Source organism: Pelomonas sp. Root405, assembly GCF_001425165.1.
Lineage (GTDB): Bacteria > Pseudomonadota > Gammaproteobacteria > Burkholderiales > Burkholderiaceae_C > Pelomonas.
Genome location: NZ_LMDU01000012.1, coordinates 88,809 through 114,571, shown reverse-complemented (window position 1 = coordinate 114,571; position 25,763 = coordinate 88,809). Strand labels below are relative to the sequence as shown.

The window sequence follows — 25,763 nt, the reverse complement described above, 5'->3', positions numbered from 1 at the left end:
CTGCCTCAGCCGAAGGACAGGTCGGTGCACCGTTTGCCGGTGCTCAATCGCTGTGACAAGCTCGGCTATTGCTTTGAAGGCTCCCATGGCACGCGAAATCAAGGTCGTCAGTGAAACAGTCAATGCGCCAGCGCGCCAGGTCTACGAGTTCGCCCGCCAACGCGAGAACCTGCACCGTTGGGCTTCGGGCTTGGCGTCGGCCGACATCGAGGAGGAAGGCGACCACTGGGTGGTAACCGATTCACCGATGGGCCGCATCCGGATCAGCATGGCGCCGTCCAACGACTTCGGCGTGCTAGACCATGACGTGAACACGCCGGATGGCATGACAACGCACAACGCCTTTCGCGTCACGCCGGTGGATGACGGCTGCGCACTGACGTTCGTCGTGCTGCGGGCCGCTGGCGCGAGCGATGAGGCGTTTGAGCACGATGCCGCGCATGTGCTCAAGGACCTGCGGGCATTGAAGGCGTTGGTGGAGGCTCAGGCGGGTTGACCGCTCTTACAGGCTCGGCTCACGCCGCGCTGGCCGCGGACGCTGCCGGATCGGGGTGCAACGCCGGCGTGGCTGCCGGCGCGGGATCGGTCAGCGTGGTAATGATGTCCGGATACCAGGCCGCATTGAGGCCGAGCGACTCGTCGGACTTCAGGTCGCGGTCGCCCATGTCGAAGCGCGCTGAGTGCACGCCCAGCAGCAGCCAGGACAGCGCGCCCCGGCCGGGCGCGGCCACCACCACCGGCGCGCCGCTGATGCCGCGGTGCGCCCGCACGTCGGTCAGGAACCAGCCCATGCCCTGGAAGCGCCAGCCGTAGGGCGACGCCACGGCGCCGTGCCGCACGACCGGGAAGTGGTGCAGGCCGTCATGAAACCCGAGCGGAAAGCCGGGGATCAGCAGCGGCTGGCCAATGGGCACGTTGTCCTGCGGACCGGGGAAATTGTCCAGCGTGAAGGCGGCCAGCTCGACCGTGTCCGGCAGCGCGGCCGGGTCGATCTCGATCACCGCCACGTCGATGGCCCCGGCATCGTCCTCGCCCTGGCGCCAGTCAGCCAGGCCGTCGCGGTAAAGCAGCACCGACAGCCCCGTGGAGTTGGCGAGGTTGGCCGCGTCGGCATGCAGCTCGATCTCGATGCGGTCCGGGTGGTGGTGGCTGGCCTCGTCGATGAAGACGTGGCGGCTACTGACGAGGTAGAGCCGCTCGTCGCGCCTGAAGAAAAAGCCGCTGGCGGTGGTCAGTCCGCGTTTGCCGTCGAAGGTGGCGATGCGCACGGTGGCCAGCAGCAGCGGGTCCACCGTGGCCTGAACCGGGCCTGCGGGTGGGCGCTCAACCATGTCGTCGTCGGCTCGTCATGCGGTGGCCTGGGCGCCGTTGCGGGCCAGCAGCGAAGTCATGTGCTTGCAAAGGTTCTCACCTGTCGTCGTCAGGCGCAGCGAGCCGCCATGCCATTCCATCCAGTCCAGGGCGATGTAGCCCTCGACGGCACTCTCGTTGATCTCGGAGGCGCGGCGGCGCTTGAGCAGGTCGACGGTGGCAAGCAGCCCCTCGCGCAGGGTTTCACGGCTGGCGATCTCGGCGAGCGTGGGCAGGGTCATCGGGTTCTCTCCTGGGAGGCTGGAGGCAGGGTGCGCGCAGGGCGCTACCCAAGGCGGTTCTCGAGTTCCGATGACGGCAGCGTGTGCCATCTGAGGGTCAGTAACGGAACGTCGACAGTGAGGCTCGCCGCTTGAAGGAGGATGACGACCGTTGCCGCCGGCGGGAGCCGGCCAGCCTGGGAGCGCGAAGGTGATGCGCGGCGTCCAGCCACCGATGTCGCGCCATTGAGCAATACGCGACGGCGTTGCAGTGTAGGCCGCAAAGATGACGGTGATGCTGGCGGCAGTCGCGGCAGTCGCGTCAGTCCAGCGGCCAGGGCATGGCCTTCGGCAGCTTCGCCAAGTCTTCCGGCTCGGCCGGCTTGCTGCGCCTGTGCGCGGGCGAGTCGGTCTGGCGCCACCATGGCGCCGCGGCCTCGCCGCGGGCCGGCTCCACCGTCTCGCCCAGACGCGGCATCAGCAACTGGGCGCCCTGCTTCGGCGCCAGCTCCAGCAGCGTCTCTGCCGGCTGGTCCCAATCATGCAAGGCGAGCGCGAAGGTGCCCCAGTGCACCGGCAGGAAGGCGCCGCCGCCAAGCAGCTGCAGCGCCTTCAGCGCGTTCTCAGGCCCGAGGTGTATATCGCCCCAGGAAGGGTGGAAGGCGCCCACCTCAAGCATGACGAGATCGAACGGCCCGAGGCGCTCGCGGATGGTGGCGTACTCGGTCGTCAGGCCGGTGTCGCCGCTGAAGAAGGCACGGTGCTTCGGTGTCTCGATGACGATGGACGACCACAACGTGGCGTTGCGGTCCGACAGCGAGCGGCCCGAGAAATGCTGCGACGGCACCGCGTGGATGCGCAGCTCGGCGTGCGGCGCCTGCCAGTGCTCCCACCAGTCGAGCTCGACGATGCGCTCGGCCGGCACGCCCCACCCCTGCAGATGCGCGCCGACGCCCAGCGACGTGATGAAGGGCACGCCCTGCAACTTGACCAGCTCCCGGATGGTCGGGTAGTCCAGGTGGTCGTAGTGGTCGTGCGAGATGACGACGGCATCCAGCTTGGGCAGGGCCTTCAGGGCCAGCGGCACGGGCTGGAAGCGCTTCGGGCCGGCCAGCTGCGACGGCGACGCCCGCTTGCCCCAGACCGGGTCGGTCAGCACCCGCAGACCGTCGATCTCGACCATCACTGTGGAATGGCCCAGCCAGGTCGCGCGCAGGCCGGTGTCGGCGGGTTTGGACCAGGCATCCAGCGGGTTGACCGATGACAGCGGGGCGGCCGGCTTGCGGCGTCCCTCGGCGCAGAGGAAATCGCCCAGCGCCGGCCGCTCCGTGCTGTCGCGCAGGCCCGGCTGGATGGGATGGACGTTGCGAAAGCCTTCGCCGGTGTCGGTCACCCGGTAGCGCGGCGAGGCCCGCATGCGTTCGAGGCGGAGGCCGGTGGCGCGTTTGCCGAGTGATTTCATCACCGTCAGATGGGCGCGTGCTGCCGGCTTTCAAGCCGGCTGGGGGTTACCGGCGATTGTGGCGAGGCAGGGTTTTGCAGCCTGTCACAGCTTGACTCTTGAAAGGCGCCGAGTGGCCGGCATGTGGGATGTCGAAGGACCACCATCATGTCCCAAGTCATCCGCCTCAACGTCCCGACCGAACTGTTGCCCCTCGTCCGCCTGTCGCAGCTGCTGCAGGCCCTCGATGGCGAAGGCGGTGCGGCCGACCCGCACCAATACCGGCTGCTGGTGCAGAAGATCAGTGCCGAGCTGCAGGCGCACCAAGGCCATCAGGCGCTGCCCGCCCTGCTCGACCACCTGCCCGCCAGCGCCGAGATCTACGAGAACCTGCAGTACGCCCACGCCGGCCTTTGCCGGGCGCCGCTGGAGCTGTCGCTGGGCTCGGAGCTTGCCGCGCGGCACTTGCTTGATCGGATGAAGCGCCCCTAACCCCGGCGCAGGCCGATCTCGAATATCACGCCGTCCTCGACATTGCGTGCTGCGATGCTGCCGCCCATCTTGGCCAGATAGGTCTTGGCGACAAACAGGCCCTGGCCGCGACGCTGGCCGTCCTCGGGTTCGGCGTCGCTGACGCCGTAGTCGAAGATGCGGGCCAGCAGCTCGTCGGCGATGCTGGGCCCCTGGTTGTGGATGGTGATGGTCGCCAGCTCATTCGCCGCCGCCAGCGCCAACGTGATGGGCGTGCCGGCCAGACGGTAACGGTCGGCGTTGGTCAGCACATGCGTGATGGCGTCTTCCAGCGGGTACTCGTCAGCCTGCACCCAGACCGGCTCGGCCGCGGGCGTGTAGCTCACGTCAGCAATGCCGGCATAGGCCGCGTTCCCGGCCACCTGGCGCAGGAAGGCGTCCAGGTCCAGCCGGCCCGGGGCCAGCGTCGCCGCTGCGAGCGCCTCGCTCGGTGAGGCCTGGCCGTAGAGCACCTTCACGGCCTGCTGCATGCGTTGCACATAGCGCCGGCTCGGATCGGTGTCCGCCGCGTGCAGCAGCATCAGCGACTGCAGCGGCGACATGATCTCGTGGCCCACCGCATGCCACTGGTCGTGCTCGCGCTCGGCGCGCAGCTGCTCGCGGCGCAGGCTGTCGCGGGCGTGCTGCAACAGGTCCGATAGGCTGCCGGCCAGGATGCCCAGCTCGTCGCGGCCGCGCAGGTCGGCCACGTCCAGCGTGCCCAGCTCGAAGCGCTCGGGCGCCAGCAGCCGGTGCGACAGCGCGGCGGCGCGCTTCGTCAACACGGCCACCCGGCGGATCAGTCCGACCTCAATGATCAGCCAGGCCAGAGCGATGGCGCCCAGCATGGCGCCGACCGGCCAGGCCAGCCGCGCGGCGCTGGCGCTGAGGGAGCGGTCCAGGCCCTGCAGGTCGCCGGTCAGCGTGATGTCGAAGCGGCCAGCCGGCGTCGTCACGCTGTCTTGCGCCGTCAGCTGGCGCGGCGTGGCCGGCGCGGGCAGGTGCTGGATCAGCGCCATCAGCCAGGGCGACGGCGGTGCGCCGGCCTCTTCGGCGCCCTGCAGCAGCGCAACGACGTTCGCGCCGCGCGTGATCCGCAGCGTCTCGCCCGGCGCCAGCGTGCCGGCCAGGCGCGGCAGTGTGAGCGGCGGCTGGGCACGCTGGCTGGCGCTGTCGAACAGCATGATGCCGCCGGGCCCGAGCAACGCCAGCCGCAGGCCCGTGCGCGCCAGGTCTGCGGGCGGCCACTGAGGCCCGCCGGGGCGGAACAGCGCCTCGCGAAAGGCCTCCACCGGCAGGCGGATGGAGACGGTCGTGCGGCGCACGCAAGGCTCGCTGCCCGTCAGGCAGGGCCCCTCGCGCCAGACCCAGCCACGGAAGTCGCGCTGCGGGCGGGCCTTGCGGGGCAGCGTTGCCGTGTCGGCCCCGTCGACGGTGAAGCCCGGCAGCTGACCGCGCCGCGTGTCCAGCGCCTCGACGGGCGCCAGCCAATGCTGCTCGGCGCCGCCCTGACGAAAGCTGATGCGCACGCGGTGCACGTCGGCCAGGTCCGTCGCACCACGCTCGCGGCCCACCAAGGGCGGCGCGTCCATGCTGGCGACAAGGTAGACGAAGCCGCCCGCATAGGCATTGCTGCCTACCGCCGCGCACAGGCTGGCGTCGCCGGGGTACTGCAGCGCGCAGCCGGCCATCTCGACGGCGCGCTGGGCCTTGGTCGCGTCGTCGAAATCAATGGCGGCGAAGGGCAGCACCAGCGGCGCCACCCAGCCCGGCTCGACCTGCGCAGGCTCGGGGTTCATCAACGCAAGCTGGCCCGACGGGTGGCGCAACTGGGCCACCACCTCGGCCAGCGACTTGGCGAAGGTCTGCTGGTAGCGCTGGGCATTGCGCTGGCGCTCCTCGTTGAGCAGCGCGACGGCCAGCGCCAGCGTCGCCAATGCAAGCGCGACGAAGACGAGGTGGAAGACGATGCGGTTGCGAAAGGCCGCGAGGCCCAGTCGCGGCATGTCGGGCAGCGGGACGTCGATGCGCCCGAGCTTCATCCGCCGGCCCAGCGGAAGCCCCGCATCGGGATGTTCTCAATGCCGTCGAACGCCGGGTCCACGTCCCGGAAGGCATCGCGGATGGTCGCCACGTGCTTGCGCACGTTGTCGCGGTTGCGGCCGCTCTTCACCACGTCGAACAGGTCTTCATAACTGACCACCTCGCCGGTGCGGGCATGCAGCGTGGCCAGGATGCGCTGGGCCGTCAGTGGCAGGTTGATGCGCTGGCCGCGCCACATCGGCGTGCGCTGCCACAGCGGGTCGAGCTGCAGGCTGTCATCGGTCGGCTTCGCTGCAGCCTTGCCGACCGGCTCGCGCAGCCGCGCGGTGCGCAGGATGTCCAGAAAAGTCTCGACGAACTCGGCCTCGTCGAAGGTGGTCTTCTGCAGGTAGTCCCAGGCGTCCAGCGCCTTCATGATGCTGCGATAGATGGCTGCCGGCATGGCCGACACCACCAGCACCGGCGTGCCCAGGCCCTGCTTGTTGATCTCGTTGATCAGCGCCACGCCGGCATTGCGCTCGCGGCCCAGTTCGATGTCCAGCACGACGAGGTCATAGCGTTCGCGCAGCAGCGCGGCTTCGGCCGCGTCGCGGTCGAACCATTGGTCGACCGCCAGCTCGGGACGGGCGGCGCGTATCCAGCCGGCGAGCTGCGCGCTGGTCGTGGGGTCGTCTTCGATGACGGCGATGCGGGGCATGGTGGGGTCAGACGTGGGTGATCCACTGGCGCAGCAGGGCTTGCAGCGCGGGCAGCTTGGCAGACAGGTCAGCGGCCGAGCCGAACTCGGCCTGCGCGCGGTCCTTGGCCAGCCATTTCAGCAGGCTGGCCGGGTCAGCGATCTGCAGCCGGCCATCCGGCAGCTCACGGGCCTTGGCGCCCAGGTGCAGGATCAGCCCGAGGCCGGCCTTGCTGCGCAGATGCGTGGTGGCGAAGTAGTCGGTGGTGCGCCAGCTCGGTGCATTCCACTTGATGCCCTCGGCGATGGACCGGTCCACCGCCAGGATGGCCCGGCGCAGCGCCTGGATCTCGGCCTTGAAGGGATGGTCGAGCGACGCCATGAACTGGTCCACGGCAGCGGTGGTGTCGGCGGCGGTCAGTTTCGGCATGGCCGGATTCTGGCGACAAAGCGGGTGCTTCCTTCGGCGCCGGAAGAAAGCTTCCGCCTGCCTGGCGCCTGTGCGAGGTCCGGCCTATGCTCGGGCCCCGGCCCGTTGACCGGCACGAGCGAAAGGACTGCATATGCTGAACAGCGCTCTCGTCACGACGATGCTGCCCGTCAGCGACATGGCCCGGGCGCGGGCCTTCTATGAGGGCTGCCTCGGGCTGGTGCCCGGTGGCTTGAAGCCGGACGGCAAGTTCGTCTACAGCGTCGGCGGCAGCACGCTGGCCTTGTTCCCCAAGCCGGGCGGCACCAAGGCGGATCACACGGCCATCAGCTTCCAGGTGGCCAACATCGCGGCGAGTATTGCCGAGTTGAAGCGGGCCGGGGTCGTCTTCGAGGACTACGACTTTCCCGACTTCAAGACGGTCGATCACGTCTGCGTGCTGGGCTCTGAAAAAGCGGCGTGGTTCAAGGACACCGAGGGCAACTACCTCTGCATCCACGAGGACCTCGTCCAGAGCCCCTGAGGACGACGGACGCTGGCCGCAAGATCAGCTCCCAATGACGCCGCAAGCCACCCGCGCACCGCCGCCGCCCAGCGGCATCGGGTGGTCTGAATGGTTGTCGCCGCCTGCGTGAACCATCAGCGCCCGGTTCTTCACGTCGGCCAGCTTGAGCCGTGGACCGAGCACGGGCGAGATTGCGCTGCCGTCTGCCGCCACGTGCAACGGCGGCAGGTCGCCCAAGTGCCCGTCTCCCCAGGGCTCGCCGTGCTTCTTGCTGCCCTTGGGGTCGAGGTGGCCACCGGCGGCCTCGGCCGGCGTCATCGCGCCATCCTTCATCGCCGGAGCGCATGAGGGCTTCTCGTGGACGTGGAAGCCGTGCAGGCCCGGTGGCAGGCCCTTGAGCGCGGGGTAGAACGCCAGGCCGTGCTGCGTTTCGACGATGCGGACGGTACCCAGCGCCGTGCCGGCGCCCTGCTTCTCCGCCAGGTTCAGCGTGACGTTGATCTCGGCGGAAATCGCCCAGGGGGTGGCCGCCAGGCAGGCGGCGGCAACGAGCAGTCGTTTCATCGGGAGTCCTTTGCGGTTGTGCAGTGATCACCGCCCATGCACGACGGGCGGTCAGCACCACCGGCAATCGACGCGCCCGTCGGCCGCGGAAGATTCCTTCCACCCACCCGGAAGACAACCACCCCACGCTCCCCTCGTCCCTTCCCGGAGCAATGGGAACCATGGCTGCCATGCATCAAGTCGATGCAGGCCTGCCCAGGAACACCATGCTGACCCGCCTCAAGACGCTCGCCGCCTCCGTTCGCAACGCCTTCAGCCGCAGTGCGAGCCGCGGTCTTGATGCCGCGCCCAACGCCGCCCGGTCGCTGCGCCGCGCACTGCCGCCGCTGCTGGCCGTCACCGCCGTCACCGCGGCCGGCTATGCCATCGTCACCCACCCGCCCTTGCAGGCCGTGCCCCACGGCCAGGCGGCGCTGCGCACCAACCAGTTCAGCGGCGGCGCGGCCGAGTTCCGCGCCGGCAGCCTGCTGCGCATCCCCGGCCTGCATGAGGTGCGGCTGTTTCCGCTGCGCGACCAGAGCTATCGCCCTGTCGCGATCGCCAAGGCCACGGGCCCGTCCCCGCTGCAGTCGGTCGAGGGCCTGTCGCTGGGCCTGGACATGACGGTGCGCTGGACGGTCGACGCGACCCGCCTGCCCGAGCTGTCGCGCCAACTGCCGGACGACATCGAGGCTGATGTCATCGCGCCGGCGGTGCAGGCCGTCGTCTACAAGCAGATCGCCAAGCGCACGGTGCGCGAGATCTTCTCCAGCCAGCGCGCCGAGATCGCCGCGGCGCTGGAGGCCGAGCTGCGCGCGCGGCTGGCCGGCGACGGCATCGTGCTCAAGGGCGTGCAGATCGGCTCGGTGGACCTGCCGCCCGACTACCGCCAGGGCATGGACCGCCTGCTGGCCGACAGTCTGGCCAGCGAGCGCATGCGCTACACGCTGGAGATCGCAGACAAGCGCGTCAAGGAGACCGAGCTGCAGGCGGCGGCCGACAAGGTACGCCGCGAGACCGCCGCCGAGGCCGCCGGGCGCGAGCAGATCATCGCGGCCAAGGCGCAGGAGGAGGCCATGAAGCATGTGCTGCCCTTCAAGCAGAAACTGATCGAGCAGCGCGCGCTGGAAGCGCAGGCCGACAGCGCTGCGCGCGTGAAGCAGGCCGAGGGCCAGGCGCAGGCCCGCCGCATCGAGATCGACGCCGAAGCGGCCGCGCGCCAGAAGCTGGCCGATGCCGAGGCCTACCGGATCATGCAGACCGGCAAGGCCAACGCGGGCCAGATGGCCACCGAGGGCGCGCTGCTGACCCGCCACCCGCTGCTGGTGCAGAAGGCCATGGCCGACAAGCTCTCGGACAAGGTGCAGGTCATCATTGCGCCGCCGGGCTCGGGCGGCTTCATCGGCAGCGCGCTGCTGGCTGGCGTGGCGCCAGCGCCCAAAGCCGCTGATGCGGAGCAGGAGTAAGCCACCATGCGTCGCATTGCCCTGATCGTCGTTGCGTCCGCGCTAGCGGCCGTGGTCATCACCCGGGCGGAAGCTGGCCCCGCCACTGAGCTGCCCGCCTTCCCGCGCGCTGGCCTGGTGTCGCAGGACTCGCCGCTGCGCGGCTCGCCCCGCGACAGTGCGTCGCTGCAGGCGCAGATGGCCCGCGGCGAGGCGCTGGAGATCCGCGGCGAGCGCGGTGACCATTGGCAGGTGTGGGACTACCGCCGCGAGCGCGGTGGCTGGATGCGCAAGGGCCAAGTCTTGCTGGTGCCGCGTGGCGAAGGGGCCAGCGCCGAACTCCTTGCTCAGCTTCGGCTGTCGCGCCAGCAGTTTGGTACCGAAGGTCTGGGGCTGGGCCTGGCTGCGGCCTATGTGCAGACCGCCACGCCGGCAGAGATGGCCGGTACCGGCGGCGCCGAGGCGCTGGACGCGATGGGCACGTTTGCCGAGCGCATCGCCGAGCGGGCCTCGCAGCGCGACGCCAAGCCCACCGAGGGACAGCTGGCCGCGCAGATGGACGTGGCGGCGCGCTACGCGCTGAAGTTCGAGCAGCACGAAGCGGAGGACGGCCGCGTGCAGGTCTGCTACGACGGCCAGGCGTTCCGCAGCCTGCTCGTGACCGCGGCCACGCCTGAGCAACGCGTGCGCGCGGCACTGGCCTTGACGCGGCCCGACTGCGTGAATCCGCGCGCCACCCCGCGCGAGCAGGAGGCGCGCGATGCCTGGCGCCAGCAAGTGCTGGCCCAGGTCGATGCGGCTGCGCTGTCTCCGCACTGGAGGAACCGCCTGCTGATGCGCCGTGCGGCCGTGGCCGCCAGCCTTGCCTTTGCGCAGGCGCGGCGCGGTACCGCGAGCGAGGCGTTGCCGGCCTTGAACGACTTCGCCGCCATCGCGCCGGCCGAGTTGACCGAGGACGACCAAGCCGCCTACAACGACGCCGCGATGCGCGTGAATGCGGCGCGCTGGCTGGGCACCAGCGCGGCGGCGCGGGACTTTGGCAGCCTCACGCTGGCCTTGCAGCCAGGCGTGGACGGCGAGCGCTGCGTGGAGCTGAGGGAAGGCGGCAAGCTGGCCGCGCGCCGCTGCAGCTTCGGCCAGGTCGCACTCGCATCGGCGTCGTTGAACCGCGACGGCCGCGCGCTGGCCCTGGCCGTGCAGCCGCTGGATGGCTGGCGCGAGTTGTGGGTTTTCCAGAAGGGACCGGGCCGGGAGGGCGGCTGGCGCGTCGACGTCATGCCGCCGGCACCGGCTCAGCCAGGCCTGGGCGTGGCCGAGTTTGCCGGCTGGGTGCCGGGCGGCTTGCAGATGCTGGTGGCGCGCGAGTTCCGCGCCGAGGGCAAGTACAGGCGCAGCTTCGAGGTCGTCACGCTTGCCAGCCTGGCCACCGAGCGCCAGTCGCCCGAGCCGGCCCTGCTGGGCGCCTTCCAGCGCTGGTCCGACCCGGCCTGGCGCGGCGCCTCGCCGATCCGCCGTTGATCCGGCCGCGCTCAGAGGCGGGTCAGGCTCTGCAACTCGTGGTTCTCGTCGGCGGCAATGCGGCCGCGTGCATAGACCACCGTCTCCTGCTTCAGCGGCACGGCGATGCCGGGGGCGAACCAGAACTTCTGCTTGAGCATGTCAGCCTCGCAGCCGTTGCGCACGCGGCCGTCGGCCTCGATGCGCAACGCGCGGAAGCTGCCAGCCGGCGTGCTGATGTCTTCCCAGGTGGCCGCCACCAGCGTGCGCCAGGCCAGGCCGGGCTTCACGACCGGGCGCTCCAGGCTGGCGGGGCCGGCCGCTAGCGCGGCTGTCAATGCCAGCAACAGGGCGTTGGCAAGGGCGGTATGCGTCAGGACCTTCATGGCAGTCTCCCGGGGGCAGGCTGCAGCGTAGGCGGGCAACGGCGTGCCGGCATCCGCAGTCTTGTCTACGCCGCCAGCTGTAGCGCTGGGTCGTGCTGCAGTGGCAGCGCCACGCGCACCACCGTGCCCTCGCCCGGCTGGCTGTCCAGCTTCAGGCTGCCTCCCAGCATGCCGCTGACGAAGCTGTGCGCCACGAACAGCCCCAGGCCGCAGCCACCCTGGCCGAACGCCGTCGTGAAGAAGGGCTCGAAAGCGCGCGCGACATCGGTCTGGGGCATGCCCACGCCGTTGTCGCGCAGCTCGAGCGTCAGCCGCTCACCGCCGGCATCGCCCGTGCGACGCGCAGTAACGCGAATCTGGCCGTCGCGGCCATTGGGGAAGGCATGCAGGCAGGCGTTCTCCAGCAGCTGCTCCAGCACCTGCTGCAGCACGTCGGGGTAGCCGTCGAGCGCGAAGTCGTCCGGCAGGTCGCAGCGGAGCTGCACGCGCTCGATGCCCAGCCGGCTCTGCACCCGCGCCCAGGCCTGCAGCACCGCTTGGCGCAGGTCGAAGCGCGAGCGCAACGCGCGGCCGCTGCCTTCGGTCAGCTGCTTGAAGCGGCTGATGAGGCGCAGCGCGCGCTCCACGTTCTGCTCGACCAGCTCGGTGCCCTCGCGCGCCTGCGCCACCCAGTTGGCCAGCTCCTGGCGCCGCAGCGGTGTGCCGGCAGCCATGCGCTCGGCAAAGCTGGCGCTGCCGGCGTGCAGCGCGCTGGCGCTGAGCAGGGCGTTGCCCAACGGGGTGTTCATCTCGTGGGCGATGCCTGCCAGCAGTTGGCCCAGCGCCGCCAGCTTGCGGCTGTTGACCAGTTCGTCCTGCGTGGCCAGCAGCTCCGCCGTGCGTTGCTGCACCTGCTCTTCCAGCCATTGGGCGGCGCGGCGGCGTTCCTCGTCGCGGCGCGCCTGGTCGATGGCGATGCCGGCCAGGTGGCTGGCCGCGCTCATCGCGCTGAGTTCCTCGGGGCGGGGGCGCCGCACCTCGCGGTAGTACATCGCGAAACTGCCGATGACGCCGCCGTTGGCCGCATGGATGGGCGCCGACCAGCAGGCCTTGAAGCCATAGGGCAGGACCAGGTTCTTGTAGGCGGCCCACAGCGGGTGCGTCGCGATGTCGTCCACCACGACGAGGCGGTTGTCGAACATGGCCGTGCCGCAGGAGCCGGCGGTGGGCCCGATCTCGGCGCCGTCCAGCGCTTGCATGTAGTCGGCGGGCATGCGCGGGCCGGCGCCCACGCGCACATGGCGGCCGTCCAGGTCCAGCAGCAGCACGGTGCAGTACAGGCCGTCGAACTGCGACTCGATGACGGCCGTCAGCCGGTTCAGCACCGGCGTCAGCGGCTGGCCTGTGGCCACCATCTCAAGCAGCTCGTTCTTGGCCTGGTTGAGCACCTCGGCGAATTGCAGGCGGCTGACGTCGACCATGCAGACGGCCACCTGCGGCTCGCCCTCGCGCTCGGTCAGCGTGAGGTGCAGCTCGTGGGGTCGGGTCTCGCCAGCGCGGGTCTGGAAGCGCCAGGGCAGGCTCAGGGAGCCGGCGTGCTGCAGCTGGTCCAGCACGCCGTCCAGCGCCGCTGCGGAGGCCTGGCCGTCGGGCTGGCGCACGGGGCACAGCAGGGACAAGGGCATGCCCTGCAGGGCCTGGGCGTCGTAGCCCAGCACCTTGGCCCGGCCAGACGCCGCACCGACGATGGGCAGGCCCGGCTCGGCCTTCACCAGCAATATCGCGACATGGCTCATGTCCTCCATCCCGGCCTCCGCTGAGTTGCGACCTTAGATGTGATTGATCGCTAAGTGCCCAACTGTGCCGCATCTCGGCGCCGGACCCAACTGCCATCTTCAGGAAGTCAGTGGCGCCAGAATGCCGCCTTGTTGCCACCGACCGCGGACCCGCCATGCCCCAGTTGCTGCTCATCATCGAACCGACCGGCCAGCGGGCCGAACGTGGCCGGCCAGCCGGCGAGCTCGTCTACCAGCGCATGCTGGACTTCGCCGCCGAGCTGCAGGCCGAAGGCTTGCTGCTGGGCGTCAACTCACTGGGCTCCGCCGCCAAGCGCCTGGCCAAGCGCGATGGCAACGCCCAGGTCTGGGATGGCCCCTTTGCCGAGGCCAAGGAGATGGTGGGCGGGTATTTCCTGCTCGACACCGACGACGCCGACGTCGCCATGGCGTGGGCCGAGCGCTGCCCCGCCGCGGAGTGGGCGACGGTGGAGGTGCGGGGGGTGGGGCCTTGCTATTTGTGAGGCCCCTCGTCCGGTCTCACCGCGCTAGACGCGGGTGAGCCCAGCCGGTCCCCAGAGGGGACGGCGATGCTCGCGGCATCGAGCCGCGAGCACATCGCCTGACGGGCCGGCTTGGGAGCGGCCCGGCGCTCGGCCCGGAGACCCCCTACGTTTCGCGAACTGAGTACTTTCCCGGACGCTGTCGAAACCGGGTCGCATGGATCGTCGAGGGTTTGAAGGCAGGGCATGAGCGCTGCCGCCAACCCACTGGAGACCCCGATGCGATTCATGATCCAAGTCCGAGCCAACGCGGTCAGCGAGCGTGGCGACCCGCCCGGGCCGGAGTACGCCAAGCTGTTCGAAGAGATGGGCGCTTTCCACGGCGAGATGGCGCGCGCCGGCGTGCTGCTGGACGGCGCCGGCCTGCGCCCTAGCCGCGACGGCTGGCGCCAGCGCTATCACGCCGACGGGCGCATCGAGCGCATCGACGGCCCCTTTGCCGAGAGCAAGGAGCTGATCGCCGGCTACACGCTGATCCAGGTCCGTTCGGCAGAAGAGGCCCAGGCCTGGGCCGCCCGCTTCCCGATGCCCTTCGTCGGCATCAGCTGCGAGATCGAGGTGCGCCGCCTGTACGAAGAGGCGGACTTCGCGCCCGGTGGCGACATGGCCATCCGCACCGAGTGAGGACGGCGACATGAGCACCCTGTCCTACATCCTCGTCGCGCTCGCCGCGGCCGTGCTCGCGCTGCTGGTCTACGCATCCACGCGACCTGACGAGTTCCGGGTCGAACGGCGTGCGCGCATCGCCGCGCCGGCCGACAAGGTCTGGCCACTGGTCAGCGAGCTGCGCGCCTTCAATCGCTGGAATCCGTATGAGCGCAAAGACCCGTTGCTGAAGAGCCAGTACGCTGGTGCGGCCAGCGGCGTGGGCTCACGTTACGCGTGGGAGAGCGACAAGGTCGGCACCGGCAGCCTCGAGATCACCGGCCAGCAGCCCGGCCGAGTCGTCCAGATGAAGCTGGACTTCGTCAAGCCCTTCGAGGCGCACAACGCCGCCGAGCTGGCCCTGCAGCCCACCGCCGACGGTGCCACCGAGGTGCGCTGGACCATGAGCGGCCCGGCCAACTTCCTGTCCAAGCTGATGGGCGTCTTCATCGACATGGACAAGATGGTTGGCAGCGACTTCGAGGACGGCCTGCACAACCTGCGGCAACTGGCGGAGGCCCGGACATGAAAGACTTGAGCTTCGACATCGACATTGCCGCGCCTGTCGCGCGCGTGTGGGATTGCATGCTCGACCCCATCGCCTACCGCGACTGGACCCGCGCCTTCTGCGAAGGGTCCTACTACGAAGGCTCGTGGGCCGAGGGGTCGCGGATGCGCTTTCGCGACCCGGACGGCAACGGCATGGATGCCATCGTCGAGCAGAACCGCCTGCACGAGCGCCTGTCGCTGCGGCTGGTGGACGACCTCAGCCAAGGCCGGCCCAACCCCGACAGCCCGCTGACCCGTTCGCCCGCGCACGAGATCTACGAGTTCAGCGCCACGGCCGGCGGCGGCACCCGCCTGGCCGTCCACCTCAAGGGCTGGGACGACGGCTTCGCCGACATGATGGCGGGCTTGTGGCCCAGTGCGCTGCAGCGCCTGAAGGCGCTTGCCGAATCGATCCACTGAAGGAGACACAGCATGCAGATCAAAGTCACTAGCGTCATGGTCGACGACCAGGACAAGGCCCTGGCCTTCTACACGGAGAAGCTGGGCTTCAAGAAGATGGCCGACATCCAGATGGGGCCGACCTACCGTTGGCTGACGGTGGTGTCGCCCGAAGGCATCGAAGGCGTCGAGCTGTCGCTGGACCCGATGAACATGGAGGCCTCCAAGGTTTACCAGAAGGCCCTCTACGACGCCGGCGTGCCCATCAACGCCTTCGTCACGACCGACGTCGAAGCCGAGGCGCAACAGCTGCGCGACCGTGGCGTCACCGTGCGCGGCGAGCCGGTCGACATGGGGCCCATCAAGGCCGTCATGTTTGAAGACGGCTGTGGCAACCTCATCCACCTCGTTCAACCGCTCTAAGGACCCCCATGCACAAGCAGATCTTCGTCAACCTGCCCTGCAAGAACCTGGCCGCCAGCAAGGCCTTCTTCGAGGCGCTCGGCTACAGCTTCAACCCCCAGTTCACCAACGACCAGGGCGCCAGCCTCGTGCTGGGCGACAACCTCTACGCCATGCTGCTGGCCGAGGACTTCGCCAAGGGCTTCACCAGCAAGCCGCTGGTGGATGCCAAGGCCGCGACCGAGGTGCTGGTGTGCCTGAGCTGCGAGAGCCGCGAGGAGGTCGACCAGCTCGTCGCCAAGGCCCGCGCCGCCGGCGGCAGCGTGCCGCGCGAGCCGCAGGACCATGGCTTCATGTACGGCCACGGCTTCGAGGACCTGGACGGCCACATCTGGGAGCTGGTCTATATGACCGGTACACCCCCGCAGGGTTGAGCACTGACCATGCACATCCAACAAAAGCTCACGCCCTTCATCTGGTACCAGCGCGGCGCCGAGGATGCGGTGGCGCACTACCTGAAGGTGCTCGGCAAGGGCCTGGTCTTGCACACGCAGCGCTGGGGCGAGAACGCGCCGGGCGAGGCCGGGACGGTCATGGTCGTGCAGTTCGAACTGCTGGGCCTGGAGATGACCGCCTTCAACGGCGGCCCGCACTTCAAGCTCAACGAGGCCTTCTCGCTGACCGTCGCCTGCGAGGACCAGGCCGAGATCGACCACCTGTGGGAGCAGCTGCCTGCAGGTGGCGGCAAGCTCAAGTCCTGCGGATGGGTGGAAGATGCCTGGGGCCTGTCCTGGCAGCTCATCCCCCGGGCATGGTTCGAGATGATCCGCGACCCCGATGCGTCCCGCGTGCAGCGCGTGTTCCAGGCCGTCTGGGGCATGGAGAAGATCGACATTGCGGCGCTGCGCCGTGCTTACGACGGCCACTGAAGCCGTGAGCCATGCCGACATCGCCGCTGGCGTTTGGCTCATCGAGCGCAGCCGCCTCGTGGGCGCTGCGGCCAAGCTGCTGCGCGACCTGGACGAGGCCGAGGACTGTGCCCAGGACGCCCTCATCAGCGCCATCGAGAGCTGGCCGCGCGACGGCCAGCCCACCAATCCGGCAGCCTGGCTGATGACCGCCACCCGCAACAAGGCCCTGGACCGGCTGCGCCGCCGGGTGATGCTGGCGCGCGAGCACGAGCACCTGGCGGCCGACGACGAAGCCTTCGGCACCCATGTCGTGCCCGACTTCGTCGACAACCTCGACGCCGCGCGCGACCAGGCCGAGATCGGCGACGAGCAGTTGCGCCTGATCTTCATCGCCTGCCACCCGGTGCTGCCGCGCGATGCCCAGGTGGCGCTGACGCTGCGGCTGCTGGGCGGCCTGGAGACGGCCGAGATTGCGCGCGCCTTCCTGCAGCCCGAGGCGACGGTGGCCCAACGCATCGTGCGCGCCAAAAAGGCGTTGCACGGCCAGGCCTTTGAACTGCCGACGGCGGCGGAGCGCGCCCAGCGCCTCTCGGCGGTCCTGGCTGTCGTCTACCTGATCTTCAACGAGGGCCACAGCGCCGGCAGCGGCGCCAGCCTGCTGCGCCCGGCGCTGTGCGATGAGGCCTTGCGTCTGGCTCGGCAGCTGCAGCACCTGCTGCCCGAGGACTCGGAAGTGCACGGCCTGGCCGCGTTGCTGGAGATCCAGGCCTCGCGCCTGCCCGCTCGGCTGGATGCCGAGGGCCGACCGGTGCTGCTGCCCGATCAGGACCGCCAGCGCTGGGATCGCCTGTTGATCCGCCGCGGCCTGGCGGCATTGACGCGCGCGATGTCGTCGGGCGACCCCGGGCCCTACACGCTGCAGGCCGGCATCGCAGCCTGCCACGCCCGCGCCGCCAGCGCGGAGGACACCGACTGGAAAGCCATCGTTGCTGGCTACGACCGGCTGCTGGCACTGAACCCATCGCCCGTCATCGCGCTGAACCGTGCCGTCGCGGTCAGCTTTGCCAGCGGGCCGGCCGCGGCCCTGCCACTGCTGGATGCGCTCGCGGCCGAGCCCCAATTGCAGCGGTATCCCTTCCTGGCCGGTGCGCGGGCCGATGTGCTGGAGCGTCTGGGCCGGGTGGGCGAGGCGCGCGACGCCTATCTGCATGCCGCCGAGCTGACCGGCAACGAGGTGCAGCGGGCGCTGCTGATGGCGCGGGCGAAGCGGCTGGCGAGCTGAGCGAACGCCGCTTCACGGCGGACACAAACACAATGGCGGCATGGATGCTCCACGCATGACAACGCCGCGCCTGTACCTCGTCTGTGGCCTGCCCGGCGCCGGCAAGACGACGCGCTCCAGGGCCATCGCCGCCCGCGACACCCGGGCCATCCGGCTGTGCACCGACGACTGGCTCGAAGCCCTCGGCATCAGCCTCGTCGACTACCCGCCGCGGTTTCGATTCGAGCCCCACCTGCTGCAGCACGCCGAGCAGCTGCTTCGAGCGGGCGTCTCGGTCATCGCCGAGTTCGCGACCTGGTCGAGGAGTGAACGCGACGCCATCCGCGCCGTGGCAAGGCGCAGCGGTGCGGCCGTGGAGCTCCATTTCGTCGACGCCGCCACGGACGTGCTGGCGCGCCGCATCCGCGAGCGTGGCGGGCCCCACGCGGAAGTCCTGGAGCGGGACATCCTCTTGAAGCTCGGTCATCGGTTCGAACGACCCACCGCCGACGAGGCGGCCACCTACGACCGGTACCTGGGTCCGCAGGACTCTCAGTCCGAGTGAGCCGATCGGTGGCGCGCACGGGCGCGTCCGAACCGGCGCCGGCATCAGAATCCATCGTCGCTTCGTTCACGCAAGGAGTTGCCATGCCCACCATTGCCCGGTCAGAAATGCTGATCCGAGCGCCCGCGGCGGCCGTCTTCGCGGCCTTTGTCGAGCCCGCCTGGTTGAAGAAGTTCTGGCTCAAGAAGGCCAGCGGCCCGCTGGCGGTGGGCCAGGCAGTGCAATGGGAGTTCCTGGTGCCGGGCGCGCGCGAGCAGGTCAAGGCCGTGCGCCTGGAGCCTGGCAGGCACATCACGTTCAACTGGTCGGACGGCACGACCGTGGACATCCGGCTCGCCCGCTTTGGCCGTGCCACGCGCGTGACGGTCGAGATGACGGGATTCCGCGGCAAGTCGGCCGCCGACGAGGCTGTCGGTGCGACGGAAGGATTCGCGATCGTGCTGTGCGACCTGAAGGCGCTGCTCGAACAGGGCACCTCCGGCGGGATGGTCCGGGACAAGGCCCGGCTGATCGCCGCTCAGCCCTGATCGGCGCCGGCCCGCGCCACCCGCGTATCTCGCAGGTGGGCCGCCAGCCAGAACCACAGCGCCGCCCAACCGGCGCCGAAGGCCCAGCCTGCGAGCACATCGCTGGCCCAGTGCACGCCCAGCATCACGCGGGTCACACCGACCAGCACTGCCATGAAGGCGCCGATGCCGACGAGAAACGCCCGCACCCGCAGCCCTTTGTGCCGCTGGGCGACCAGTACGCTGGCGGTCAGGTAGAACACCGCGGACATGCTGGCGTGGCCGCTCGGAAAGCTCAGGCCGTCGGCCACCAGCGCAGCGAACTCAGGATCTGGGCGGGCGCGCCCGAAGCCGAGCTTCAGCGCCGTGACGGCGAGCGAGGCGGTGATCATCGCCAAGCTCACCGCCGCCGCACGCGCTGGACGGCCGACGATGAGCAGGTAGCCGGCAGTGAGCACCGTGAACAGCGTCATCACCGGCGTGCTGCCCAGGCTGCTCAACTCCCGCATGACGGCTTCCACGAGCGGGTGCGTGGCTCGCCACTGTTGCGCCAAATGCAGCGCGGCCGTGTCCCAGCGGGCGGTGTCGGACTCGCGCATCTCGCCGGCCAGCGCGGCGAAGCCGCTCAGCGTCAGCATGGCGAAGGCGAACACCAGCCAGCGGCGGTGGGCGCGGGACTGCAGGTTCAGCATGGGCAGCAATGCCAGCTCCTCTTCGGCTGCGCGCTCAACCGACGGCGCAGCAGCGCCTCGGCTGCCTCTACGCGCAGCGCCAGCACCAGGGCCTGCAATTCGCGCTGGAGCCGGTTCATCGCAAGGCCACCCGTCAGCGCTCCGTGCTCGTGTTCTCCCGCAACATCCGCTGCATCAGCGTGAAGAAGCGGTCATAGAACTCGCCGGCGGGAATCGTCTCGGAGGCGACCTTGACGAGCGAGTCCTCGCTGGAGGACAGCGGCACCGAGATCGAGCCGAGCGCGCTGACCCCGAGGCTGGCCGCCTGGTTGCTCTTCTTCAACGCATAGCGATCTTGCTGGGCGCTGACATAGGCCGTCGCGACCTCCTGCTTGGGGCCATCGCCGACGCAGACGACGTTGAAGGCGATCTCCATGTGCACCTCGCCGGCCGGCTGGAAGTGCTTGGACCCGCGCACCAGCCCGCTGTCGGCCTTGCTGATGACATAGCCCTGGCTCAGCAGCGCGCGCCGCGCCGCCTCGCAGGTGCTGTCGACATTGGCGTCGAACAGGCGCGAGAAAGTCTCTTCAGCCGCGAAGCTCTCGCCCTGGTAGACCGACTTGGGCTTGGCGCTCATCGAGGGCAGGTTGCTGCAGCCGGCCAGCAGGGTGCTCAGCAGCAGAGGCAGGATCGGGAAGCGAAGACGATGCATGGGGGGATTATTCCGTCGTCCGATGCCACGGTGGATGGGATGCCCTTGGTGGGCCGCGCTGCTTGCCACGGCCGGTTGCCCTTCGCAACGCGGCGCGCTGGCCGTGCGCTGACAGGGCTGCCACGGGCGCGCCATTTGCCGCGAGTGGCTTCCTCCATCCCGACAGCGAGGCACCCACGATGAACCACGACGACCCGACCCATCGTTCCCCACCGCGCGCCGAGCCGCTGCAGCCCGACCGCCCGACGCGCGGCGACGACAAGCAGAAGGAGCGCAGCCCTGAGGCGTCGCGCCGCCACGCCAAGGAGCAGGCCGAGCAGCTGAAGGAGCAAACCGAGACCGCGCTGGAGAACACCCGCGAGGGCTACGGCGGCAGCTGACGCCGGCTGGGGAGCGCGGCTTGCCCGAGTCCGGCCAGTGTCCACAGACCGAAGGGTGCACCCCATGAGCAAGACGGTAGGCGATCAATTGCTGCAGCGTTTGCACGATTGGGGCGTGCGGCGGGTCTACGGCTATCCGGGTGACGGCATCAACGGCCTGATGGGCGCCTTCAGCCGCATCGGTGAGCGCATGCAGTTCGTGCAGGCGCGTCACGAGGAGCTGGCGGCCTTCATGGCCACGGCGCATGCCAAGTTCACCGGGGAGGTGGGCGTGTGCCTTGCCACCTCGGGGCCGGGCGCCATCCACCTGCTCAATGGCTTGTACGACGCCAAGGCCGACCACCAGCCGGTGGTCGCCATCGTCGGTCAGCAGGCGCGCGCCGCGCTCGGCGGCGACTACCAGCAGGAGGTCGACCTGGTGAGCCTGTTCAAGGATGTGGCCCACGAGTTCGTGCACATGGCCACCGTGCCCGAGCAGGTCCGCCACCTGGTGGACCGCGCGATGCGCATCGCGCGCGACCGACGCTGCGTGACCTGCGTCATCCTGCCCAACGACCTGCAGGAGATGGATGCGGTGGAAGAGCCCCCGCGCGAGCACGGTACCGTGCATTCAGGCATTGGCACAACCAGCGAACCGCTGGTGCCCGACGAGGCCAGCCTGCGCGCTGCGGCCGACCTGCTCAACGCCGGCGAGCGCGTCGCCATCCTTGCCGGCGCGGGTGCGCTGCACGCCACCGACGAGCTGATCGCCACCGCCGACCTGCTCGGCGCCGGCATCGCCAAGGCCTTGCTCGGCAAGTTCGCGGTGCCGGACGACCTGCCCTGCGTCACCGGTGCCATCGGCCTGCTGGCACCGTGCCGAGCTGGGAGCTGATGAAGGGCTGCGACACGCTGCTGATGGTGGGGTCGAGCTTCCCGTACTCTGAGTTCCTGCCCAAGGAGGGCCAGGCGCGCGGCGTTCAGATCGACCGGGACGGCCGCAAGCTCTCCATCCGCTATCCGATGGCGCTCAACCTGGTGGGCGACAGCCGCCGCACGCTGCAGGCGCTGCTGCCTTTGCTCAAGCGCAAGGAGGACAGGCGCTGGCAGGCCAAGATCGAGGCCGACGTGCGCGAGTGGTGGCGCGTTCTCGAAGCGCGCGCGATGAACGACGCCAGGCCGATCAACCCGCAGCGCGTGTTCTGGGAGCTGTCGCCGCAGCTGCCCGACAACGCCATCCTGACGGTGGATTCGGGCACCAGCGCCGCCTGGTATGCGCGCGACATCAAGGCACGGCGCGGCATGATGGGCTCGCTGTCCGGCGGCCTGGCCACCATGGGCAACGCCGTGCCCTACGCCTTCGCCGCCAAGCTGTGCCACCCCGACCGCCCGGTCGTCGCGCTGGTGGGCGACGGCGCGATGCAGATGCTCGGCCTCAACGGCCTGATCACCATCGCCCACCACTGGCGGCAATGGCGTGACCCGCGCCTGGTGGTGATGGTGCTGAACAACGGCGACCTCAACATGGTCACGTGGGAGCAGCGGGCCAGCGAGGGCGACCCCAAGTTCAGCGGCTCGCAGGACCTGCCGGCCTTCCCCTTCGCCGAGTACGCGCGGCTGCTCGGCCTGCACGGTCGCCGCGTGGACCGGCCAGAGCAGGTGGCCGGCGCCTGGGCCGAGGCGCTGGCGGCCGACCGGCCGGTGCTGCTGGAGATGATGACCGACGCCAACGTGCCGCCCCTGCCGCCGCACCTGAGCCTGCAGCAGGTCGGCCACTACATGAAGGCGCTGCTGCAGGGCGACCCCGATGCCAGGCAGGTCGTGCTCGCGACCATGCGCGAGGCCTGGGACGGGCTGGTCGGCGGCCGGGGATAGCGCAGGTTCGACGCCTGCGGCGGCAGGAAGTCACAACCTCATCGCTTCAATGTATGTATGATGATCATCATGCAAAAAGCCAAGCGCGACAGCCGAACCGCCGCCAAGGAAGCCACGCACGAGCGCATCGTGTCGGTTGCAGCACGGGCGATCCGCCGTACCGGCTTCGACGGCACCGGCGTGGCGGACATCATGAAGGAGGCCGGCCTGACCCATGGCGGCTTCTACGCCCACTTCCCGTCGCGGGAAGCCATGCTGGCCGAGGCCACCCAACGGGCATGCGCCGAGTCGGCCACGTTGGCCGCCGGCGTCGTCGCGAGCGCCCCGCCCGGACAGGCGCTGGCCGCGATGCTGCAGGCCTATTTGTCGCCGCAGCACCTGGCACAGATCGAGTTGGGCTGCCCTCTGGCGGCTCTGGGTTCGGAGGCGGTGCGCCAGGCGCCCGACGTGCGGCGGGCCACCACGCGCCATATCAAGGAGACGGTCGACCTCATCGCACGCCAAGCGTCCGACTGGGGGCAGCCCGGCGCCCATGAGCGGGCGCTGGTGACCGTCGCGACCATGGTGGGCACCTTGCTGCTGGCGCGCGCCGTGGACGAACCGGCCCTGGCCGACGCCTGGTGCGCCGCCTCGCTCAAGCACCTCACGGCGACCTGAGCCAGGCAGATCCTGCAGTCTCATCCACCATTTTTGCCGCTCTTTTATATGACGATCATCAGCTAAAATAGCGTTCGGCGGGCCGTCAACCGCTCTACCTACCCCGTTGCGCACTCCGTCGGGTACGCCGGCCACCAAGGAAACCCATGAAAGCGCTCACCTTCCAACGCTATGGCAAGACGCCCGACATCGCGCTTGCCGAGGTGCCACGCCCGACGCTGCAGCCCGACGAGATGCTGGTGCAGGTTCACGCCGCCAGCGTCAACCCGATCGACAACATGATCCCGACCGGCATCTTCAAGGCCGTCGTGCGCCTGCAGCTGCCGGCCACGCTGGGCAGCGACCTGGCCGGCGTGGTGACCGAAGTGGGCAGCGGCGTGACGCGCTTCAAGCCAGGTGATGCCGTGTTCGCCAACATCTTCGACCTCGGCAAAGGCGCTATCGCCGAGTTCGCCGTAGTGCCGGAGAGTGCCGCCGCAGCCAAGCCGGCCAACCTCGACTTCGTGCAGGCCGCGTCCATCCCGATGGTCGGGCTCACGTCGTGGCAGGCGTTGCGCGAGCGCGCGCAACTGCGGGCCGGCCAGAAGGTCTTCATCCCGGCCGGCTCTGGCGGCATCGGCACGTTCGCCATCCAGCTGGCCAAGCTGCTGGGCGCAAAGGTGGGCACGACCACCAGCACGGGCAACGTCGAGCTGGTGCGCAGCCTCGGCGCGGACGAGGTCGTCGACTATAAGAAGCAGGCGTTCGAAACCGTGCTGCGCGACTACGACGCGGTGCTGGGCACCGTCAGGGGCGACGCGCTGGAGCAGGCCGTGGGCATCCTCAAGCCGGGCGGCACGCTGGTCTCGCTGGTCGGGCCGCTGGACGCCGCATTCGCCCGCGCCCGCCACCTTAATTTCATGCTGACCTTCGTCTTCAGCATGATGAGCCGCAGCATCCGTCGCCTGGCGAGCCGGCGCCAGGTCGCCTACTCCTTCCTGTTCGCGCGGCCCGACGGCGAACAGCTCGCGCAGATCGGCGCGCTGCTTGAACAGCAGCACATCCGGCCGGTCATCGACAAGGTGTTCCCGTTCGAGAAGGCCCCCGAGGCGCTGGCCTATCTGGCCACCGGCCGCGCCAAGGGCAAGGTCGTCGTGCAGATGCGCTAATGGCAGGTCGCCGCACCTCAACCCTGCTTCCACGCATCCACCTGAGCTGACGCGGGCCGGCCGTCAGCGGCTCGACAACGCACCATCGCGCAGCTGGATCACCAGCGTGCGGCCACCTGTGGCCACTTCTACGGCGTCACCCTGCACGCCCAGTACCGGTGGGGCCTGAATCCAAACGCCATGACGTGCCTTTGCAGCCAGGCTGCCGATAGGCAGATCCAGCGCCATCCGCACGGCCTCCAGGTCGTGGACGGCCAAGGTGCGGTTGTTCTTGTCGATCACCGTCACGGCCAGAGCGCTGCGAACATTCAGCCACTCGTCGAGCAGCACCACCTGGCACTTGTCACTGACAAACGCAAACCGCGGACGCGGCCTGTGCGGCAGGTCGCGCGTCCACACCACCTTGCGCGACGCGGCGCTCACTTCCAGCAGCGTGGCGGTGGTGCGAGCGACATGCGGGTTGGCGGCGGGCCGCAGTTTCAATTCGAGAACGCAGCGGGCTGATGGCGAACTGCGGGCTTCGTACTCTGGCGGCAGGGTGATCCGGTCGCTGGCCATCACAGGGCCGGACCAGGGCACCAAGCCCAACCCGACCGCGAGCCCCGCACCCAACCGGACACCAAATTTGCGGCGGGCCCTGACCCTCATCACCTTGCCCGCCGCAGCTTCATGCCGTCACGAGGCGGCAGCCTTGCGACGGGCCAGACCTGCAACCGTCAGCGCCAGCGCGGCCAGGGCCAGCGAGCCGGGCTCGGGCAAGACGTTCGTGGTGAAGCCGCTGGAGCGTGCCTCGGCAATCTGTGCGGCTGTGAGCTTTTCCAGACCCAGGCCATCGGGATTCACGTCACCCAGTGCCTGCGCGATGGAACGGCTGCCCCCGGACGTCATCAGGTTGTCGGCGGCACCGGCGCCAAAATCGTCATGGCCGAGGCCAAGCACGTGGCCGAGTTCGTGGGACAGCGTGTCAACGCGGCCGATGGCCGAGAAGTCGAACACCGCCTGTGTCATCGCGAACCAACCCCCGGAAGTGCCGCAGCCGAACAGGCTGCCAAAGCCGAAATTGCCGCCGCAGTCGCTCAGGTCGTTGAGAAACCAGAGGTCGATGACCGAGGCGTCACCCACGTTGCCGAGGTCGCTGAAATCGGTCTCGTTCAAACGGGCGCTGCTGTTGACCTGCTGCATGGCGAGGAAGTTCACCTTGATGTCGGCCTGCGCCCAGATCTTCTCGGTGAAGGCGTCGAAGAAGCTGGTGGTTGCGCAGTTGTTGCCGGCGTCGTCGCAGACCTGCCACGCCTGGATCGTGACCTGCCGGGTGGGTGCAGCTTGAGCGGGTGCGCCCAGCAACGAGGCAGCGGCAGCAGCGAGAGCAATAGCCATCCCAACGCGTCGCTTTGCCCAGCCCTTCGGCGTTTTGGTGTGAGCAGACGTGGAGTCGAGTCGCGAGCAGGTTGACATGGTTGTCTCTAAGGAGTTGATTCCAACCTGCCTTCACGCAATTTCCGTGCTTGCGTCCAGGGCATGCTGTGGAGAACTACAAAAATCCTTAGCAATCAATCACCTACAGATCTGAGGGACCGATCTGCAGCGCCATTCACCCGCCCCGCCGCCTGAGTACTGTCAAAGGCATCGACGCACAGCGGTTCGCCTACATCGGTGCATCCCGACTGGCGCCAGGGTGGCGCGAGGGCAGGCCAGCGGGATCCTCAGCTAGCCGGCTTCTGCCTCGGGTTTCGGTACAT

General features: G+C 69.3%; 31 protein-coding genes and 1 pseudogene. 19 read left to right on the top strand and 13 right to left on the bottom strand.

Annotated features, from left to right (window positions below; translation table 11 throughout):
• The first annotated feature begins 85 nt into the window (after positions 1-85).
• Complete coding sequence (locus ASC81_RS27055; RefSeq protein WP_056267848.1) at positions 86-496, top strand: SRPBCC family protein; 411 nt, start codon at positions 86-88, stop codon at positions 494-496.
• 19 nt (positions 497-515) lie between these two features.
• Here the strand turns inward: ASC81_RS27055 and ASC81_RS13355 are convergent, their stop codons facing one another.
• The 3 genes from ASC81_RS13355 to ASC81_RS13345 all read right to left on the bottom strand — a co-directional run bounded on the left by ASC81_RS13355 (position 516) and on the right by ASC81_RS13345 (position 3,033).
• A complete protein-coding gene (locus ASC81_RS13355; RefSeq protein WP_056267847.1) occupies positions 516-1,331 on the bottom strand; it encodes a trypsin-like peptidase domain-containing protein in 816 nt (271 codons plus the stop codon).
• Positions 1,332-1,346: 15 nt separating this feature from the next.
• Positions 1,347-1,592 carry a hypothetical protein gene (locus tag ASC81_RS13350; RefSeq protein ID WP_056267844.1) on the bottom strand — a complete coding sequence of 82 codons (246 nt, stop codon included), beginning with the start codon at positions 1,590-1,592 and terminating at the stop codon, positions 1,347-1,349.
• Between the two features lie 301 nt (positions 1,593-1,893).
• A complete protein-coding gene (locus ASC81_RS13345) occupies positions 1,894-3,033 on the bottom strand; it encodes an MBL fold metallo-hydrolase (RefSeq protein WP_056267834.1) in 1,140 nt (379 codons plus the stop codon).
• A gap of 147 nt (positions 3,034-3,180) precedes the next feature.
• Between ASC81_RS13345 and ASC81_RS13340 the strand changes: the two genes are divergently transcribed.
• Positions 3,181-3,504, top strand: a complete 324-nt coding sequence (locus ASC81_RS13340; RefSeq protein WP_082536503.1) for a hypothetical protein — start codon at positions 3,181-3,183, stop codon at positions 3,502-3,504.
• Here the strand turns inward: ASC81_RS13340 and ASC81_RS13335 are convergent.
• Genes ASC81_RS13335 through ASC81_RS13325 form a run of 3 tightly spaced genes read right to left on the bottom strand, consistent with a single transcriptional unit; the run spans position 3,501 to position 6,671 of the window.
• Positions 3,501-5,564 (bottom strand): HAMP domain-containing sensor histidine kinase, encoded by a 2,064-nt coding sequence (locus ASC81_RS13335; RefSeq protein WP_056267833.1) that lies wholly within the window; start codon positions 5,562-5,564, stop codon positions 3,501-3,503. The two genes, ASC81_RS13340 and ASC81_RS13335, sit on opposite strands and share 4 nt — an antisense overlap.
• Positions 5,561-6,262, bottom strand: a complete 702-nt coding sequence (locus ASC81_RS13330) for a response regulator transcription factor (protein ID WP_056267830.1) — start codon at positions 6,260-6,262, stop codon at positions 5,561-5,563. Before ASC81_RS13330 ends, ASC81_RS13335 begins: the two co-directional genes overlap by 4 nt.
• Before the next feature lie 7 nt (positions 6,263-6,269).
• Positions 6,270-6,671, bottom strand: coding sequence for a DUF1801 domain-containing protein (locus tag ASC81_RS13325; RefSeq protein ID WP_056267827.1), 402 nt, complete (start codon positions 6,669-6,671; stop codon positions 6,270-6,272).
• Positions 6,672-6,804: 133 nt separating this feature from the next.
• Here ASC81_RS13325 and ASC81_RS13320 point away from each other — a divergent pair, with 133 nt between their 5' ends.
• Positions 6,805-7,194, top strand: a complete 390-nt coding sequence (locus tag ASC81_RS13320; protein ID WP_056267824.1) for a VOC family protein — start codon at positions 6,805-6,807, stop codon at positions 7,192-7,194.
• A 24-nt stretch (positions 7,195-7,218) separates the two neighbouring features.
• On the opposite strand, the gene sodC is transcribed toward ASC81_RS13320, so the two are convergent.
• Complete coding sequence (gene sodC, locus ASC81_RS13315) at positions 7,219-7,740, bottom strand: superoxide dismutase family protein (protein WP_056267821.1); 522 nt, start codon at positions 7,738-7,740, stop codon at positions 7,219-7,221.
• A gap of 170 nt (positions 7,741-7,910) precedes the next feature.
• Between sodC and ASC81_RS13310 the strand changes: the two genes are divergently transcribed.
• Both ASC81_RS13310 and ASC81_RS13305 read left to right on the top strand, forming a co-directional pair.
• A complete protein-coding gene (locus tag ASC81_RS13310; protein WP_235533657.1) occupies positions 7,911-9,185 on the top strand; it encodes an SPFH domain-containing protein in 1,275 nt (424 codons plus the stop codon).
• Positions 9,186-9,191: 6 nt separating this feature from the next.
• The gene (locus ASC81_RS13305) at positions 9,192-10,682 is read left to right on the top strand and encodes a hypothetical protein (RefSeq protein ID WP_235533656.1); all 1,491 of its coding nucleotides are present in this window, start codon (positions 9,192-9,194) and stop codon (positions 10,680-10,682) included.
• A gap of 11 nt (positions 10,683-10,693) precedes the next feature.
• Here ASC81_RS13305 and ASC81_RS13300 read toward each other — a convergent pair whose 3' ends face one another.
• Both ASC81_RS13300 and ASC81_RS13295 read right to left on the bottom strand, forming a co-directional pair.
• Positions 10,694-11,047 (bottom strand): hypothetical protein, encoded by a 354-nt coding sequence (locus tag ASC81_RS13300; protein WP_056267818.1) that lies wholly within the window; start codon positions 11,045-11,047, stop codon positions 10,694-10,696.
• A 65-nt stretch (positions 11,048-11,112) separates the two neighbouring features.
• Positions 11,113-12,822 (bottom strand): GAF domain-containing sensor histidine kinase, encoded by a 1,710-nt coding sequence (locus tag ASC81_RS13295; protein ID WP_162245899.1) that lies wholly within the window; start codon positions 12,820-12,822, stop codon positions 11,113-11,115.
• Positions 12,823-12,977: 155 nt separating this feature from the next.
• Here ASC81_RS13295 and ASC81_RS13290 point away from each other — a divergent pair, with 155 nt between their 5' ends.
• The 10 genes from ASC81_RS13290 to ASC81_RS13245 all read left to right on the top strand — a co-directional run bounded on the left by ASC81_RS13290 (position 12,978) and on the right by ASC81_RS13245 (position 18,623).
• Complete coding sequence (locus ASC81_RS13290; RefSeq protein WP_056267814.1) at positions 12,978-13,325, top strand: YciI family protein; 348 nt, start codon at positions 12,978-12,980, stop codon at positions 13,323-13,325.
• Between the two features lie 258 nt (positions 13,326-13,583).
• Positions 13,584-13,988 carry a YciI family protein gene (locus tag ASC81_RS13285; protein WP_056268998.1) on the top strand — a complete coding sequence of 135 codons (405 nt, stop codon included), beginning with the start codon at positions 13,584-13,586 and terminating at the stop codon, positions 13,986-13,988.
• 10 nt (positions 13,989-13,998) lie between these two features.
• Positions 13,999-14,538 carry an SRPBCC family protein gene (locus tag ASC81_RS13280; protein ID WP_056267811.1) on the top strand — a complete coding sequence of 180 codons (540 nt, stop codon included), beginning with the start codon at positions 13,999-14,001 and terminating at the stop codon, positions 14,536-14,538.
• A complete protein-coding gene (locus ASC81_RS13275) occupies positions 14,535-14,978 on the top strand; it encodes an SRPBCC domain-containing protein (protein WP_056267809.1) in 444 nt (147 codons plus the stop codon). The genes ASC81_RS13280 and ASC81_RS13275 overlap by 4 nt, the downstream gene beginning before the upstream one ends.
• 12 nt (positions 14,979-14,990) lie before the next feature.
• Positions 14,991-15,380, top strand: coding sequence for a VOC family protein (locus ASC81_RS13270; protein WP_056267806.1), 390 nt, complete (start codon positions 14,991-14,993; stop codon positions 15,378-15,380).
• A gap of 8 nt (positions 15,381-15,388) precedes the next feature.
• Positions 15,389-15,793, top strand: a complete 405-nt coding sequence (locus tag ASC81_RS13265) for a VOC family protein (RefSeq protein WP_056267803.1) — start codon at positions 15,389-15,391, stop codon at positions 15,791-15,793.
• A gap of 9 nt (positions 15,794-15,802) precedes the next feature.
• Positions 15,803-16,288, top strand: coding sequence for a VOC family protein (locus tag ASC81_RS13260; RefSeq protein ID WP_056267800.1), 486 nt, complete (start codon positions 15,803-15,805; stop codon positions 16,286-16,288).
• Between the two features lie 4 nt (positions 16,289-16,292).
• Positions 16,293-17,552: an RNA polymerase sigma factor gene (locus ASC81_RS13255; protein ID WP_369820855.1), complete on the top strand. Its 1,260-nt coding sequence runs from the start codon at positions 16,293-16,295 to the stop codon at positions 17,550-17,552.
• Positions 17,553-17,592: 40 nt separating this feature from the next.
• A complete protein-coding gene (locus tag ASC81_RS13250; RefSeq protein WP_056914138.1) occupies positions 17,593-18,096 on the top strand; it encodes an ATP-binding protein in 504 nt (167 codons plus the stop codon).
• An 83-nt stretch (positions 18,097-18,179) separates the two neighbouring features.
• Positions 18,180-18,623: an SRPBCC domain-containing protein gene (locus tag ASC81_RS13245; protein ID WP_082536500.1), complete on the top strand. Its 444-nt coding sequence runs from the start codon at positions 18,180-18,182 to the stop codon at positions 18,621-18,623.
• Here the strand turns inward: ASC81_RS13245 and ASC81_RS13240 are convergent.
• On the bottom strand, positions 18,614-19,294 hold the full coding sequence (locus ASC81_RS13240; protein WP_056267792.1) for a phosphatase PAP2 family protein: 681 nt from the start codon (positions 19,292-19,294) through the stop codon (positions 18,614-18,616). The two genes, ASC81_RS13245 and ASC81_RS13240, sit on opposite strands and share 10 nt — an antisense overlap.
• 133 nt (positions 19,295-19,427) lie before the next feature.
• The gene (locus ASC81_RS13235) at positions 19,428-19,985 is read right to left on the bottom strand and encodes a DUF2242 domain-containing protein (protein WP_056267790.1); all 558 of its coding nucleotides are present in this window, start codon (positions 19,983-19,985) and stop codon (positions 19,428-19,430) included.
• 179 nt (positions 19,986-20,164) lie between these two features.
• Here ASC81_RS13235 and ASC81_RS13230 point away from each other — a divergent pair, with 179 nt between their 5' ends.
• From ASC81_RS13230 to ASC81_RS13215, 4 genes and pseudogenes are all read left to right on the top strand, one after another.
• Positions 20,165-20,365 (top strand): hypothetical protein, encoded by a 201-nt coding sequence (locus ASC81_RS13230; protein WP_056267787.1) that lies wholly within the window; start codon positions 20,165-20,167, stop codon positions 20,363-20,365.
• Positions 20,366-20,429: 64 nt separating this feature from the next.
• Positions 20,430-22,219: pseudogene (locus tag ASC81_RS13225) on the top strand (thiamine pyrophosphate-requiring protein).
• A 57-nt stretch (positions 22,220-22,276) separates the two neighbouring features.
• Positions 22,277-22,876, top strand: a complete 600-nt coding sequence (locus ASC81_RS13220; protein WP_056267785.1) for a TetR/AcrR family transcriptional regulator — start codon at positions 22,277-22,279, stop codon at positions 22,874-22,876.
• Positions 22,877-23,022: 146 nt separating this feature from the next.
• Entirely contained in the window at positions 23,023-24,024 is a 1,002-nt protein-coding gene (locus ASC81_RS13215) for an NADP-dependent oxidoreductase (protein ID WP_056267782.1), read from the top strand.
• Between the two features lie 63 nt (positions 24,025-24,087).
• Here the strand turns inward: ASC81_RS13215 and ASC81_RS13210 are convergent, their stop codons facing one another.
• Complete coding sequence (locus ASC81_RS13210; RefSeq protein WP_056267780.1) at positions 24,088-24,582, bottom strand: hypothetical protein; 495 nt, start codon at positions 24,580-24,582, stop codon at positions 24,088-24,090.
• Between the two features lie 117 nt (positions 24,583-24,699).
• The gene (locus ASC81_RS13205; RefSeq protein WP_162245898.1) at positions 24,700-25,401 is read right to left on the bottom strand and encodes a M12 family metallo-peptidase; all 702 of its coding nucleotides are present in this window, start codon (positions 25,399-25,401) and stop codon (positions 24,700-24,702) included.
• Positions 25,402-25,763 lie beyond the last annotated feature (362 nt).

Excerpts from the sequence above, each read along its gene's own strand:
- ASC81_RS13295 (WP_162245899.1), bottom strand. The coding sequence starts at position 12,822 with ATGAGCCATGTCGCGATATTGCTGGTGAAGGCCGAGCCGGGCCTGCCC.
- ASC81_RS13325 (WP_056267827.1), bottom strand. The coding sequence starts at position 6,671 with ATGCCGAAACTGACCGCCGCCGACACCACCGCTGCCGTGGACCAGTTC.
- ASC81_RS13210 (WP_056267780.1), bottom strand. The coding sequence starts at position 24,582 with ATGGCCAGCGACCGGATCACCCTGCCGCCAGAGTACGAAGCCCGCAGT.
- ASC81_RS13355 (WP_056267847.1), bottom strand. The coding sequence starts at position 1,331 with ATGGTTGAGCGCCCACCCGCAGGCCCGGTTCAGGCCACGGTGGACCCG.
- sodC (WP_056267821.1), bottom strand. The coding sequence starts at position 7,740 with ATGAAACGACTGCTCGTTGCCGCCGCCTGCCTGGCGGCCACCCCCTGG.
- ASC81_RS13300 (WP_056267818.1), bottom strand. The coding sequence starts at position 11,047 with ATGAAGGTCCTGACGCATACCGCCCTTGCCAACGCCCTGTTGCTGGCA.
- ASC81_RS27055 (WP_056267848.1), top strand. The coding sequence starts at position 86 with ATGGCACGCGAAATCAAGGTCGTCAGTGAAACAGTCAATGCGCCAGCG.
- ASC81_RS13220 (WP_056267785.1), top strand. The coding sequence starts at position 22,277 with ATGATGATCATCATGCAAAAAGCCAAGCGCGACAGCCGAACCGCCGCC.
- ASC81_RS13250 (WP_056914138.1), top strand. The coding sequence starts at position 17,593 with ATGGATGCTCCACGCATGACAACGCCGCGCCTGTACCTCGTCTGTGGC.
- ASC81_RS13205 (WP_162245898.1), bottom strand. The coding sequence starts at position 25,401 with ATGGCTATTGCTCTCGCTGCTGCCGCTGCCTCGTTGCTGGGCGCACCC.
- ASC81_RS13260 (WP_056267800.1), top strand. The coding sequence starts at position 15,803 with ATGCACATCCAACAAAAGCTCACGCCCTTCATCTGGTACCAGCGCGGC.
- ASC81_RS13335 (WP_056267833.1), bottom strand. The coding sequence starts at position 5,564 with ATGAAGCTCGGGCGCATCGACGTCCCGCTGCCCGACATGCCGCGACTG.
- ASC81_RS13320 (WP_056267824.1), top strand. The coding sequence starts at position 6,805 with ATGCTGAACAGCGCTCTCGTCACGACGATGCTGCCCGTCAGCGACATG.
- ASC81_RS13215 (WP_056267782.1), top strand. The coding sequence starts at position 23,023 with ATGAAAGCGCTCACCTTCCAACGCTATGGCAAGACGCCCGACATCGCG.
- ASC81_RS13230 (WP_056267787.1), top strand. The coding sequence starts at position 20,165 with ATGAACCACGACGACCCGACCCATCGTTCCCCACCGCGCGCCGAGCCG.
- ASC81_RS13270 (WP_056267806.1), top strand. The coding sequence starts at position 14,991 with ATGCAGATCAAAGTCACTAGCGTCATGGTCGACGACCAGGACAAGGCC.
- ASC81_RS13330 (WP_056267830.1), bottom strand. The coding sequence starts at position 6,262 with ATGCCCCGCATCGCCGTCATCGAAGACGACCCCACGACCAGCGCGCAG.
- ASC81_RS13245 (WP_082536500.1), top strand. The coding sequence starts at position 18,180 with ATGCCCACCATTGCCCGGTCAGAAATGCTGATCCGAGCGCCCGCGGCG.
- ASC81_RS13305 (WP_235533656.1), top strand. The coding sequence starts at position 9,192 with ATGCGTCGCATTGCCCTGATCGTCGTTGCGTCCGCGCTAGCGGCCGTG.
- ASC81_RS13345 (WP_056267834.1), bottom strand. The coding sequence starts at position 3,033 with ATGAAATCACTCGGCAAACGCGCCACCGGCCTCCGCCTCGAACGCATG.
- ASC81_RS13235 (WP_056267790.1), bottom strand. The coding sequence starts at position 19,985 with ATGCATCGTCTTCGCTTCCCGATCCTGCCTCTGCTGCTGAGCACCCTG.
- ASC81_RS13275 (WP_056267809.1), top strand. The coding sequence starts at position 14,535 with ATGAAAGACTTGAGCTTCGACATCGACATTGCCGCGCCTGTCGCGCGC.
- ASC81_RS13285 (WP_056268998.1), top strand. The coding sequence starts at position 13,584 with ATGCGATTCATGATCCAAGTCCGAGCCAACGCGGTCAGCGAGCGTGGC.
- ASC81_RS13290 (WP_056267814.1), top strand. The coding sequence starts at position 12,978 with ATGCCCCAGTTGCTGCTCATCATCGAACCGACCGGCCAGCGGGCCGAA.
- ASC81_RS13350 (WP_056267844.1), bottom strand. The coding sequence starts at position 1,592 with ATGACCCTGCCCACGCTCGCCGAGATCGCCAGCCGTGAAACCCTGCGC.
- ASC81_RS13280 (WP_056267811.1), top strand. The coding sequence starts at position 13,999 with ATGAGCACCCTGTCCTACATCCTCGTCGCGCTCGCCGCGGCCGTGCTC.
- ASC81_RS13340 (WP_082536503.1), top strand. The coding sequence starts at position 3,181 with ATGTCCCAAGTCATCCGCCTCAACGTCCCGACCGAACTGTTGCCCCTC.
- ASC81_RS13265 (WP_056267803.1), top strand. The coding sequence starts at position 15,389 with ATGCACAAGCAGATCTTCGTCAACCTGCCCTGCAAGAACCTGGCCGCC.
- ASC81_RS13310 (WP_235533657.1), top strand. The coding sequence starts at position 7,911 with ATGCATCAAGTCGATGCAGGCCTGCCCAGGAACACCATGCTGACCCGC.
- ASC81_RS13240 (WP_056267792.1), bottom strand. The coding sequence starts at position 19,294 with ATGCTGAACCTGCAGTCCCGCGCCCACCGCCGCTGGCTGGTGTTCGCC.